Annotated in this window: 9 protein-coding genes and 3 pseudogenes; 8 read left to right on the top strand and 4 right to left on the bottom strand. The window is 60.6% G+C overall.

The features are described 5' to 3' along the window. Window positions 1-205: 205 nt before the first annotated feature. Both ACVIGA_RS11240 and ACVIGA_RS11235 read left to right on the top strand, forming a co-directional pair. Window positions 206-1036, top strand: coding sequence for a hypothetical protein (locus ACVIGA_RS11240; RefSeq protein ID WP_456666427.1), 831 nt, complete (start codon window positions 206-208; stop codon window positions 1034-1036). A 114-nt stretch (window positions 1037-1150) separates the two neighbouring features. Continuing rightward, a complete protein-coding gene (locus ACVIGA_RS11235; protein ID WP_456666426.1) occupies window positions 1151-2185 on the top strand; it encodes an IS110 family RNA-guided transposase in 1035 nt (344 codons plus the stop codon). 1027 nt (window positions 2186-3212) lie between these two features. Here the strand turns inward: ACVIGA_RS11235 and istB are convergent. Next, entirely contained in the window at window positions 3213-4076 is an 864-nt protein-coding gene (gene istB / locus ACVIGA_RS11230; protein WP_166107168.1) for an IS21-like element helper ATPase IstB, read from the bottom strand. After that, window positions 4076-5575, bottom strand: coding sequence for an IS21 family transposase (gene istA / locus ACVIGA_RS11225; protein ID WP_166309211.1), 1500 nt, complete (start codon window positions 5573-5575; stop codon window positions 4076-4078). Before istA ends, istB begins: the two co-directional genes overlap by 1 nt. A 153-nt stretch (window positions 5576-5728) precedes the next feature. Between istA and dinB the strand changes: the two are divergent. The 5 genes and pseudogenes from dinB (at window position 5729) to ACVIGA_RS11200 (ending at window position 9468) form a co-directional block, all read left to right on the top strand. Continuing rightward, window positions 5729-6767 (top strand): annotated as a pseudogene (dinB, locus tag ACVIGA_RS11220) (DNA polymerase IV). Between the two features lie 38 nt (window positions 6768-6805). After that, window positions 6806-7552 (top strand): hypothetical protein, encoded by a 747-nt coding sequence (locus ACVIGA_RS11215; RefSeq protein ID WP_456666425.1) that lies wholly within the window; start codon window positions 6806-6808, stop codon window positions 7550-7552. Between the two features lie 172 nt (window positions 7553-7724). Continuing rightward, a pseudogene (locus tag ACVIGA_RS11210) lies at window positions 7725-8052 on the top strand (3'-5' exonuclease); the annotation flags it as partial. A 15-nt stretch (window positions 8053-8067) separates the two neighbouring features. Next, window positions 8068-8250, top strand: a pseudogene (rpmD, locus tag ACVIGA_RS11205) (50S ribosomal protein L30); the annotation flags it as partial. A 657-nt stretch (window positions 8251-8907) separates the two neighbouring features. Further along, window positions 8908-9468 carry a hypothetical protein gene (locus ACVIGA_RS11200; protein WP_456666424.1) on the top strand — a complete coding sequence of 187 codons (561 nt, stop codon included), beginning with the start codon at window positions 8908-8910 and terminating at the stop codon, window positions 9466-9468. 16 nt (window positions 9469-9484) lie between these two features. Here the strand turns inward: ACVIGA_RS11200 and ACVIGA_RS11195 are convergent, their stop codons facing one another. After that, the gene (locus tag ACVIGA_RS11195; protein ID WP_456666423.1) at window positions 9485-9847 is read right to left on the bottom strand and encodes a hypothetical protein; all 363 of its coding nucleotides are present in this window, start codon (window positions 9845-9847) and stop codon (window positions 9485-9487) included. Between the two features lie 62 nt (window positions 9848-9909). Between ACVIGA_RS11195 and ACVIGA_RS11190 the strand changes: the two genes are divergently transcribed. After that, window positions 9910-10083 carry a hypothetical protein gene (locus ACVIGA_RS11190; RefSeq protein ID WP_456666422.1) on the top strand — a complete coding sequence of 58 codons (174 nt, stop codon included), beginning with the start codon at window positions 9910-9912 and terminating at the stop codon, window positions 10081-10083. Window positions 10084-10449: 366 nt separating this feature from the next. Here ACVIGA_RS11190 and ACVIGA_RS11185 read toward each other — a convergent pair whose 3' ends face one another. Then, window positions 10450-12156 carry a phospholipase D-like domain-containing protein gene (locus ACVIGA_RS11185; RefSeq protein WP_456666421.1) on the bottom strand — a complete coding sequence of 569 codons (1707 nt, stop codon included), beginning with the start codon at window positions 12154-12156 and terminating at the stop codon, window positions 10450-10452.

Here is a 12156-nt window from a genome sequence, read left to right as displayed (position 1 = left end):
GTGGATTTCCTCTACCAATTTCGGCTCCGATCGCCTTCTTGAGAAGAACTAGCTTCAGAACCAGAGAATTTATTTCGCATCAGGCGTTTATTCGCGCAAGACGAGCGCTATCGAACACGCCGAGGTTAGCTTGCTCAAGTTTCAGTTCTAGATGCTCCGACTTGCGCCAAAGGAGAACCTTATGCGGAAGGTTGTGGATACGAATATGCTGCAGGACGACGACCTGCGCGCGTACCTCGCTGCTTCGCCCAAGAATCGCTCTGTCGTTCCAGAGTTAGTGGAGCTGGAAATCATGGCCGCCGGGCGCGAGAACGTCATTCAATCGACGAATATTCTCGCCGAATTCCCCAATCAGGTCATTGTCGCAAAACCCGCGGACCGGCTTGCAGCGCTACGGGGGCGACGCAAGGGGACGAAGAAGCGCTTTTCGGACGGTAAGCGAACGAGGACTTTTCGGCGGTGGTTGCGGCATTCCCGACCAAAACTAGTTGCAGGCCGACCCGCCGAAATCGCCCATTTCGAACGTATGAGCAAACACGCGAAAGCTCGCTTGGAGGAGATCAAACAGGGAAGCGAAACGTTTGCAGTCGACCTCGAAGAAGCGGCCAAGCAATTCACAGACGAGGAGCTTCGCCGCATTCGAAACAAGGAGCCCTTTACCGACGAGATGGTCGGCAAGCTATTGGACCGTGTTTTCCACTTTGCGAACGGCTTTTTTGAAGCGCTTGGCAAGCCCATTCCGCCTTGGGAAGACTTGATGCACAGCTACATATTCCGCTTCTCGATCTCTGCAACCATGCACGCGCTACGCTGGATCGCGGTCGGCGGCGCGAAAAAGGCGGGTAAGGATCGAATTCGCAACGACATTGTTGATGCGAGTATTGCGGCGCAGGCGCTGAGTTTCGATGGCCTCTTGAGCAAAGATGCAATGGCCCAGGAGATATATGGAAACTCAAGTTACCTGTTGAAGAACTTTCTTGCGTTCGTGCCACCCAAGAAGCATCAGCCCGAATCGCTTCAAGCAAACCTAGATTAAGCAAATTACGGATGCGGCCTCCGGCACGGCTCTCGTGTTGGGGTGGACGGCCCCCTTCCGCCGGTATGCGTGGCAGGATGGGGGCGTCGATGACCTCAAACGAAGGAGCCGTCCGTGGGAACTATTGTTCGAGTCGGTTTGGACACGTCCAAGAGCGTATTTCAGCTGCATGGCGTTGACGGGATGGAGCAGCCAGTCTTGCGGCGCAAGTTGAGGCGCGGCCAGGTTCTGGAGTTTTTTCGTCGTTTGCCGCCGGCGTTTGTCGCGATGGAAGCTTGCGGCGCGTCGCATTATTGGGCGCGGGAGCTACAATCGCTCGGGCACGAGGTGGCGATGATCCCACCACAATATGTCAAGCCGTATGTGCAGCGAGGGAAATCCGACGCTGCGGACGCCGAAGCGATTTGCGAGGCAGCAAGCCGGCCAAAATTGCGCAAGAACTTCGTGCCGATCAAAAGTCCCGAGCAGCAGGGCGCACAGATGCTGACGCGCGTGCGGGCTCAGTTCATCAGTAGGCGAACCCAGCTAGCCAATTCGATCCGCGGGTACGCCGCTGAGTTCGGATTTATCGCGCCCAAAGGGCTTTCGCGGCTTCCGCAATTGCTGATCGATATCAAGGCTGATGCGACAGTGCCGGACTTGGCGATAGAGTTGATAGAGGCGTTGGCTGCAGAACTGGCGCGCGTCGACGGTCAGATCATTACGTTGGACAAGAAGCTCACGCAAATCCATCGGAGCAACGAGATGAGCCGAAGACTGGCAACCATTCCGGGAATTGGGCCGATCGGTGCGACGCTGCTGTCAATCAAGGTTGTGAATGCGCATGGGTTCAAATCGGCAAGAAACTTTGCCGCCTGGCTTGGCCTGACGCCAAAGAATCACTCTACGGCCGGCAAGAATCGGCTCGGCGTCATAACGCGCGCCGGTGACGGCATGTTGCGAACCGTCTTGGTAGCTGGCGCGACGGCTGTGATTGCGGATGTGCGACGACGGGGGAGCCGCTCTTGGCCTTGGCTGACAGACATTATCACGCGCAAGCCGCCAAAGCTTGTGGCAATAGCGTTAGCAAACAAATTGGCGCGGATTGCCTGGAAGCTGATGATCAGCGGCGAGCGATACCGACCCGCAAGCAGCGTAGTGCCGACATAGACCCAAACGAAATACAGAGCTTGGCGCCAGACCGGCAGGTTTGACGCTGAGGGCGGAACTTGCAGGATAGGAAGGGGTGGTACGTTCGGCGCGAGCCGGTCATGTGAGATGCTCCGCTCGGTTTACCGGCAGAGAATGCCGCTCTTGTGTTTGGATCTCACTGTCCGCGAAGCCCATCTTGGCCGGTGGTCGCAAGACCCATAAACAGGCCGGACATATGAGCGCAAGCGATCCGAGCATGTTGCCCGAGCCAATCCTTGCAAGTCGGGGGCCGTCCACATATGAACCGAGCCGCGTCGCGTCTCGGCCTCCGGCGTCGATCTCTCGCGCAAGTACGAGATATATAATGTGTCGCTCGCCGGAGGCACTCGCACGAAGGGCTGCCGCTTCGCGGCACCGCTATCACTGCCCGTCGCGCGGGTGCCTTGTTAACCGGTCTCGCGACTGCACTCGGTCCCGGGTCCCGCCGCGTTCCGCGTCGGCGCTATGCTGACCCTCTTGCGGGTGCCTCTTTTGATTTTCTCACTCTTGCTCTTGTTTTGAGGTCTTGCTTTGGCCTGCGCTGACTTGCTCAACATTCTACGCTTGAGATCTAAGGGGCTCCGCCCCTCGCGCGCACCAGGGTAAAGCGCCGGCTGTCGCCGGCGCCGCCCCGAGCGGTCTCCCCGGTCTTCCGCGCGCGTTTCAATCTGCCGACTTCGGACTGCATGGCTCGCGCTTGTGCAGACCCGCCTCTCACGAGCGGCCCTTACGGGCGGGAGATACCCCTCCGCTCGGGTCGCCCTGGCACTTGCTACCCCCGGTCTCGCCGACGGGCAGGGGTGCAGGCGCGTGGTGCGCCTTGCACCCATGGAAGCAAAAGGAAGAATGATCATGTCGGCCAAAACAGTTGAAGTCGTTCTCGCGAGCGGGACGGAGGTTCTCATTCCGCTCAACAAGCTGAAGAAATCCCCGAACAATGCGCGCAAGACGCCGCATAGTGAGGCGGCGATTGAGGGCTATGCGGCGAGTATCGCCGCCAAGGGTGTCAATCGGCGTTCGACTGGGACCCCCTATCGGCATCCAAAAGGGACCCCTTTGATCGGCGTGCTCTGCTGGTAGCGCTCGGGTCGTCGGAGCTGGTCGGGGTTGCGGAGACGGCGCGAGCGCGGGTTGTTTGAACATCGTCGCGGCTTTTGAATCGCCAGCTGTCGTTGCCGGTCTCGACGATGTCGCAGTGATGGGTCAATCGGTCGAGTAGCGCGGTGGTCATTTTGGCATCACCGAACACACTGGGCCATTCGCCGAACGCAAGATTGGTGGTGACAATGATGGAGGTGCGCTCGTAGAGCCGGCTGATGAGATGGAACAGGAGCTGACCGCCGGATTGCGCGAACGGCAGATAGCCCAGCTCGTCGAGAACGATGAAGTCCATGCGGGTCAGATGCTCGGCGAGCCGTCCCTGCCGACCGTTGCGGGTCTCGGTCTCGAGCCGGTTGACGAGGTCGACGACGTTGTAGAAGCGTCCTCTGGCGCCATCGCGGATGCAACTTCTGGCGATGGCAATCGCCAGGTGGGTTTTGCCTGTACCGGTGCCGCCAACCAGCACGACGTTGCGTTGTTGGGCGATGAAGCCGCCGCCAGCGAGATCATTGACGAGAGTCTGATTGATCGGCGTGCCGTCGAACTGGAAGTCGGCGATGTCCTTGGCGAGCGGCAGCTTTGCAATGGTGAGCTGGTATTTGATCGACCTGGCTTGCTTCTCGTTGATCTCGGCGTTGAGCAGGTCGCCGACAATGCGTTGAGGCTCGTGCTGGCGCTTGACGGCAGTTGCCATGATCTCGTCGAAGGCAGCCTTCATGCCGTAGAGCTTAAGTTCGCCCATGAGGTCGAAGATTTGGGTTCGTTCCATCAGATGGTCCTCCGGAGGTTGTCGTAGCGGGCACAATCGGCGATCGGTGCATGACGGAGCGTCAGTGCGGCCGGCGTCATGATGTTGGCCGGTGGGGCGGGTTCACGTTGACGGGCCAGGATATTGAGAACGACATCGGCGGAATGGACGCTGTGACTGAGCGCTTCGGCACAAGCCGCTTCCACCGCGGACAGACCGTCAGTCAGCACCGCGGTGAGGATGTCGACCATCTGCCGATTGCCATCGTCGGTGCTGGCCAGCTTGCGCCGGATCCGCTCGATCGCGGCCGGCAGCACCCAGTCTTTGAAGGGAGCACCGTTGCGCAAGGCGCCGGGTTTGCGGGCGAGCACCGGCACATAATGCCAGGGGTCGTAGACGGTATCGCCGCGGCCAAAGGATCGCGGGTGCTCGGCAACGATACGTCCATCCTGACGGATCACGATGCGATCGGCATAGGCTTGAACCTCGACCGGTCGTCCGACTGCACTGGCTGCGACCGAGTACTTGTTGTTGTCGAAGCGCACCAGGCAGGTCTTCGAGACCGATGCTGTCACCGCATGGAAGCCGTCGAAGCGGCCGGCATAGGGAACGAGTTTGGGGCGTTCGGCTTCGAACACGTCCCAGATCGTCTGATCGACCAGCTCCGGATGGCGATGAGCCTTGGCGTAGGCGATGCACTTGTCGAGCAGCCAGGCGTTTAACTCGTCGAGGTTTTTGAACCGCAGCCGCGGCGTGAAGAAGCGCTCCCGGACCAGCCCGACCTGGTTCTCGACCTGCCCCTTCTCCCAGCCCGACGCTGGCGTACAGGCGACCGGATCGACCAGATAGTGGCTGCACATCTGCAGGAAGCGGCGATTGTAGAGACGGCCTTTACCGACAAAGATCGTCTCCACCGCGGTCTTCATGTTGTCGTAGATGCCGCGGGTGCAGGTGCCTTTGAACAGGGCGAATGCCCGGTCGTGGGCGTCGAACACCATCTCCTGCGTCTCCCGCGGATAGGCCCGCACGAACAGCATGCGACTGTGACAGAGCCGAACATGAGCAGCCTTCACCATCACCGTGGTGCCGCTCAGCAGGACCACCTCGTGGCTCCAGTCGAACTGGTAGGCTTCGCCTGGTGCAAAGCTCAGCGGCACATAAGCCGACGCTGTCGAGGTGCCGCGTTCCTTGGTCCACCGTCGGGCGTATCGACGAACCGCATCATAGCCGCCGGCATAACCCAGGCCGCGGAGTTCCTCGAATAGCCGGATCAGCGTCAGCCGTTCCCGCGCCGCCTTGCTCTCATTCCCTGCCAGCAACCGATCAAGCTCGGCACTCCAGGCACCCATCTTCGGGAGCGGCTGCGTCTCGCGCTCGTACCGGAACTCCGTCGCTTGAGAACGAATGACCTTGCGAACCACCTTCCGCGATACGCCAAGTTCTCGGCAGATCGCCTTGATCGGACGACCATCAACAAAGTAGGCGCGACGGATCTTACCAATCGTCTCCACCACCAGCATCCCAACCTCGGCTTCCATGACTCGATGGAAGCCACTGTGGACCCTTATCCCGGGGTCCCGATTGGATGCCGATCACCCCGAAACGGGGTCCTTATTCCATGCCGAAACACAGCCGGTCCTTCATCGCGCCAGCGGAAGATCATCCACGTCGACATGGATGCGTTCTACGCTTCGGTCGAACAGAGGGACAATCCCGAGCTTCGGGGGAAGCCGGTCGCCGTCGGTGGATCCCGCGAGCGGGGGTGTCGTCGCGGCCGCGAGTTACGAAGCCAGGGAATTTGGCGTGCGGTCGGCGATGCCGTCTGTCACCGCCAAGCGGCAGTGCCCGGACCTGATCTTCGTGAAGCCGCGATTCGAGATCTACAGGGCGGTCTCTCAGCAGATCCGCGGGATCTTCGAGGAGCACACGCCGATCATCGAGCCGTTATCGCTGGACGAGGCCTATCTCGACGTCACCGAGAACCTGCAGAACATTCCGCTGGCGCGGGACGTGGCGCTGGCGATCCGGGTCAAGATCAAGGAAGTGACAGGGCTGAATGCCTCCGCCGGTATCTCCTACAACAAGTTTCTGGCAAAGCTCGCATCCAATTACCGCAAGCCGAACGGCCAGTACGTCATCTCGCCCGAGATGGGGTCGGCCTTCGTCGAGCCGCTGCCCGTCGGAAAATTCCACGGCATCGGCCCAGCGACGAGCGCGAAGATGAATGCGCTAGGTCTTCACACCGGGCTCGACTTGCGCAGCCAGACGCTCGAGTTCCTGCAGGCCAACTTCGGCAAGGCCGGTAGGTACTATTACTGGATCTCGCGCGGGGTCGACGACCGCGAGGTCCGAGCGAACCGCACCCGGAAGTCGGTCGGCGCGGAAAATACGTTCGCCGGCGACTTGACCGAGTTCGACGCCACGGCCGCGGAACTGCGACCGTTGATCGATAAGGTCTGGCGTCACTGCGAGGACAAGGGGACGCGGGGACGCACGGTGACGTTGAAGATGAAGTTCAACGACTTCGAGATCATCACCCGCAGCAGGTCCGCGCCCGTCGCGGTCGCAGAGCGCAGCGAACTCGAACGGCAGGTGGTCGCCTTGCTTCAGAAAGAGATGCCCGTTCACAAGCCAGTCCGGCTCTTGGGGGTCTCGCTCTCGTCGTTGCAGGGCGAGGATCGGGCAGGCGCGCAATTCGATCTCCCTATATAGAGTGGGACGGCAACGCTTAGAAAGACGAGCTCGCTTCCATGTCCTGCCACGGGTTGAACTGCACCAGCAAGGAACTGATCAAGGCGCACATCATACCCGCCGGTTTCGGTCGATTCATCCGAGGCACCGACGCCAACGTGAAGATGACGCCAAAACGGGTCGGCGTGGCGACGCCGCAACTGGGAGAATTCGATCCCGACATACTTTGCGAAACATGCGACCGATTCCTGGGCCGCGATGACGAATACGCGCTGAGCATTTGCGAACGCTTCGAGGCCGATCACCGAAAGCTAGATCAGGGCATTTTCGAACTTCCTGGCGTCGATTGCGAGCGCTTCTGCAAATTCGTTCTGTCCGTGCTGTGGCGCGCATCGATCAGTCGGCGCCGAAGTTTCTCCGCGATTGATCTCGGGCCCTATGAGGACCGGGCGAGGGACGTACTGTTCGGGCCGACGCCTTTGTCCAGCCTGCGCGCGTACGAAGTGATCATTCAACGCTACCGCAGCGACCACATGGACACGACGAAGTGGTACTTCCAGCCGGCGCGGCAGCCGTTCGGCGAGTTGAACGCCTACGGCTTCGGCTTGGCCGGATTCCGTATCGTCGCGAAACTCGACAATAGACCTTTTCACGAAGGCTATCGTCCGCTCGTCCTCAATCGTTCCGGCGTCTTCTTCGGGCTGTACGTAAGACTCGAAGACTGCTCCGAGTTCGAGTCGATGGCGATGATGGTGCGAAACAATGCCGGCCGGAAATCCCCTTTTCGCCGTTCGCCTTCAACTTAGGTCGACGTCGGCACGCGAGCGACCCGCAAGGCGACCGAAATCCATGGACCGGCGCAGAAAGTCCCAAAAACCGTACCGTTTTTCGGTACCTCGCGACCGACGCCATGGGTATGGTGCGACTCCACCGGATTCGCCGGATCGCCCCGATCTTCGCCGGAAGATGATGCTTCACGACTGCCATGCTCTGCTTGAGGTCCTCGCGCTCGAACTTCCGACCACGGGCGCGTCGGGCGCTGGCGCTCCTGCTGGAAACCGCCCGCAAGCCGACGGTGCGCATTTGGGCGGAGCAGTCACCCTTCGATGTCAAGGACTTGTTGAAACGGCGCGGCTACCGCTGGTCCGACGGAAGCGACGGTCGCCCGAGGTCATGGTACATCGACCTCGGCGAGACCTCGGCCGATGAGGAGATCGCATTCCTCAGATCGGAGGTCAACCAACGCGACGTTGCCCAGCGACTCCAGACATTGACCGCCTTCACGCGATTTTCGTCGAGGGCTTGAAGCCACTTCGGGGGGATCCACGTGCGATACATCGAGGTCGAACAGATAGGCAGTCCGATCCGGCGGCACCGAGACCAGCGACGGACCCTGATCGGGCTCAAGCTGAACAAGATCGGCCGTGTGTCGTGGTTGCCCGACACGCCAGCCACGCGCGGCATGATCGACAATGTACGGCACCTGGTGAGGATCACTCACGACCCGGCCGCGCCGAGGGCCGCAGCAGCCGCGCCGGCGCCGGACGAGGCGGCCGACGTTCAGCGGTTGCGCGCCCTGATCTGCGACAAGAACGGTGTCGTGCTGGAAGCGTACGACAAGGCCGAACTCAACCGGGGCAAAACGCCCGACTTCAAGCTGATGAAGGACGGTCAACTCGTCGGCTACTGCGAGATCAAATCGCTCTTCGATCCGGGAGTCATAGAAGACCCGCCGGAAGGGGAGATGGCCGTTAGGAAGAACCTGCCCTACTACCGCAAGCTCGGCCAACACTTGCGCGGCGCGGTCCAGCAGCTCGACGCGGTGAACGGCGCGCGCGAGAAGCCGAACGTCATGGTCTTCGTCAGCCACTCGCCCGACATCGAGCGGAAGGATCTGATAGCCACGATCGCCGGCCTACCCGTCCCCGGTCGGAAGCCGCTCTTCATGTTGGGCAGGAAGATGCAAAGTTAGGTCTGCGATGCCGCGCGAAAGATCGACCTCTTCCTGTGGATCGATGCCAAGACCGGAGAGTGCCTGCACTTCGCGGCTCCGGACGCCAAGCATCGCTCGGCGGCGCTCGGGATGTTCGGTCCGCCCGAATAGGACCGAACCGCACCGACAGGCACGGACATCACCGCCGAAAGATCCGGAGAAGCAGACATGCAGCAGCACCCCGAGGCCCACGTCCGACGCGCAGTGCGAGTCCTCGCCATGGTCGGCGAGCTCCATCGACGCGGTTTCCAGAAACTGAGGGTCATGCCGTTCATGTCACCGAGCGGAAATCACTGGCGATGCTGGATCGGACCCGACACGCTCTTCTATCGGAATCACGGCGCCCGCCTTCGGGATTCGGATTTCAGCGAGGTGCAGTCGGAAAGCTTGAGCGCGCGCTACACCTCGGGAGACGAGAACCATTACTTCGGTTGGCAGGATGCGGAGAACGACGACGCGAGATTCCTGGCCGACAAGTTCGTGACCCGGTTCACCAGGCTCGCTGACGAGGGCGAGGGTTGGAGCTACACTTATGCAGGCTGGTACCAGCGGCTTCTGGGCCTGGCCGAGCGTGGCTGGATGCCAGTGGTCATGTCCGACGACCCGTCATCATCCCTGAAGAAGGTGAACCTTCAGGATCTCCGGCCGTCGGAATGGCGGAGGGAAGGCGACGGGAAACAATCGCTGCCGCTTCCTCCCGCCGGAAAGCTTCCCGAGGATTTGCGATAGGACCGTATCGCATCCTTCAGCTTGCCTTCAGTCTTCTCAGGACTTCCACTTCGAGACTGCGGTCCGAGAATGTCCGCCCCGTGACCACGCCTTCGTAGACGCCCTGGAACGCCTTCACCGAATGGGGGATGATGCTATAGTCCTTGGCTTCCGCCAGCGCAAACACCAACGGCGACGGATCCTGCGGGCGCGCCTCCATGTCGCCGGCGTCTTGATAGTTCACCTTCTGATACTTGCGCCCGGTCCCGGAATCCGGGCGGAAGTCGCGCGCCCAAGCGACGGGGATCACGTCGATGGCGCGGCCGGCGACGATCCGCTCAACCATCCAACTTCCGCGATGAGTGAATTTCAGTTCGAAGCCATCGGCCTTCTTCGCCATGCCGCATGCTACACCGTTCCGGCGAACGCCGCGACCGACTCGGCCGACCGATGGAGAACCGGATGGATTTAGACGACCTCGTGAAGGAAATCGCGCCTCCACCCAATCGGGTCGGCAGGTGCGAGGGCAAGCTCGAGCACCACCTTCCCGAAGGCGCGGTGATGATCGCTTACGACACGCCTTCGAGCGTGCCTGCCGCTGCCAGTCGGCCTAGTCGGCCCGACGTGGCGGGCTAGAAGCTGTGCTCCGTGGTCGCATCGGGGCGAGCGATCTGGATTATCTTACGCGAGGTGCTGTGGAAGCCGCGTTGATCGCCGGCATGCCACCTATGATTCCGTCGAGCGTTGAGCGCTCCGATGGTTGTAAACCCTCGTGAGCTGCTCGACGTGGCTGTCGGCCAATGCACACTCGTCGGGCGCGTCTGAAGGTCAGGTTGGCTACCTTCGAGTACCGGAGCATGGACGGAGAGGGCCCGAAACTCTCAGCTTTACCCTCCTAGCGAGAGAAACCCAGTTGCGGTGGTTGAGCAAATTTATTCTAGATTTTCTCCCTCCGTCATTGTTCTCAGCCGGGTCACCGGTGCCGCAGAGCATCCGTTGCCGTCAGCCTTCGCCGTCGTCGTCAGAAACCGAGGATGCCGGGACGCGCTGGAAGCCAGCCGGCGTCGCCTCACCTGCCTGTGCGACGCGCGGACGTGACTGGGTAGGATGGGCTGTCGCAAGCGTGGTCCAGTCGTAGTCGTAGACCTTGGCAAGATATTCCGCGATCTCCTGGTCGTCGAAGATGAGGCTGGCGTCACGGTTGGTTTTAACGCCCTCGTTGGACCAGTTGTGGCTGCCGAACATGACGACCTTGCCATCGACGATGATCGCCTTGTTGTGACAGGCCGGCTGGAAGCGGAATACTTCCTTTGGAAAGTCCAGCGCGATCAGAACGTCGAGGCTCTCCTGCTTCATCATGTCCCGGCAGATGATGCGGACTTCGATATTGTCGTCGTCGATTTTCTGCTTGAGCGCCCCAACCAGCAGCTTGAACTCGTCGAAATCGTCGTCGGTGCCTCGGAAGTTGATATACTGGTTTTGAAACCAGACACTCTTCTTGGCCGACTTGATCAGCTTTAGTGCATTTTCCGCATAGTTGTCCGGAGTCAGCAACGGTTGAACGCTCACCACGCGGTTCAGCTCCAGCGGCTTAAACATTTTCGGCGCCTTGACGACGAAGTCGACAGGCTCGTCGATCGGAACAAAGAGATCGGGTGCAGGGGACATATCCGGCAGCGCGAAGCTGACGTTCTGATCGGCCTGGGCGGCGGAAAGCTCGAAGTCCCGCTTGATGTAGAATTCATAGGTCGATGCGAGCTTGTCGTTCTTGATAATCGCGTGATAGTCGCGGTTATATTTGCGCTGGAAACCGGCGGGCAGAGGGGCCGGGTTATCGACGAACGGATGCACGTTCGGCTGGTTTGACGATTGCCAGTTGCCGCTGGAGAGCCACACGGCGTTGCTGTCGCGCACCGCAACCTTGATATGATAGGCAGAGGCCCAAAGACCTTGGGGATTCTTCTTCGATATCAGCGTGGCCCAGGTCTGCTCGAAGCGCTGTTTCATCTTCGCGTCGAGCGGATCGATCACCTCGTCTTGTTCGTTAAGGTCGTCCTTCTTGACACCGTTCTTTGGCGGCTTTTCGGGAACCGGGTGCAGGATCAACTCGAACTTGCGCTTGGCGGGGGTGACGGCCTCCTTGATCGCATCGAAGATATGCGGCGCCGTGAACTGATACATCGCAACCGTCAGCGTCGATTCGGTCTCGCCGAGGAACGTCTCGAGTTCACTCCAGCCGGCTTCCGGACTGACGCAGATCGTCATCTCCATGCTCTCCTTTACGAGCGGGAGATTCGGCTCGTCCGGCTCCTTGTAGCTGCCGGTTTTGGGCGGCAGGAAATCCAGCACCGCGTTTCCCTCAAGCAGCGTTTCGAGCGCAGACACCATCGACCCGCCGGGCGTGCCGAACGAGACCGGGGCTTTTTGTACAGCCGCCACCTGTTCTTCCACGGTGGCGTCGATCACCGTGAACGGGACGCCGAACTTGGCCTCTAATTCGCTCGCCACCACCGGCGAGGTGCCGGGCCGGATCGCTACGACGATGGCAGGCACCGGCTTTCCTTGCGGCGGATATCGATATCCCGGGCGGATCGCGATGACGTCCTTGACGTCCGTCAGCTGTGCGCGCGCCGCACCGATCGCTTTCATGATCGGTTGAAATGAAGCCTTCGTGGCGTCGGAGATTTGGGGAGTGTCTGTGTCGTCCAT

It is taken from the genome of Bradyrhizobium sp. USDA 3240, assembly GCF_054063295.1.
Note: the sequence above shows the minus strand (reverse complement) of the source record. Positions and strands in the feature narration are given on the sequence as shown.

Coding starts and splice junctions, on each gene's coding strand:
- istA (WP_166309211.1), bottom strand. CDS start 5,575: ATGCTGGTGGTGGAGACGATTGGTAAGATCCGTCGCGCCTACTTTGTT.
- ACVIGA_RS11215 (WP_456666425.1), top strand. CDS start 6,806: ATGTCCTGCCACGGGTTGAACTGCACCAGCAAGGAACTGATCAAGGCG.
- ACVIGA_RS11240 (WP_456666427.1), top strand. CDS start 206: ATGCTGCAGGACGACGACCTGCGCGCGTACCTCGCTGCTTCGCCCAAG.
- ACVIGA_RS11185 (WP_456666421.1), bottom strand. CDS start 12,156: ATGGACGACACAGACACTCCCCAAATCTCCGACGCCACGAAGGCTTCA.
- ACVIGA_RS11190 (WP_456666422.1), top strand. CDS start 9,910: ATGGATTTAGACGACCTCGTGAAGGAAATCGCGCCTCCACCCAATCGG.
- ACVIGA_RS11200 (WP_456666424.1), top strand. CDS start 8,908: ATGCAGCAGCACCCCGAGGCCCACGTCCGACGCGCAGTGCGAGTCCTC.
- istB (WP_166107168.1), bottom strand. CDS start 4,076: ATGGAACGAACCCAAATCTTCGACCTCATGGGCGAACTTAAGCTCTAC.
- ACVIGA_RS11195 (WP_456666423.1), bottom strand. CDS start 9,847: ATGGCGAAGAAGGCCGATGGCTTCGAACTGAAATTCACTCATCGCGGA.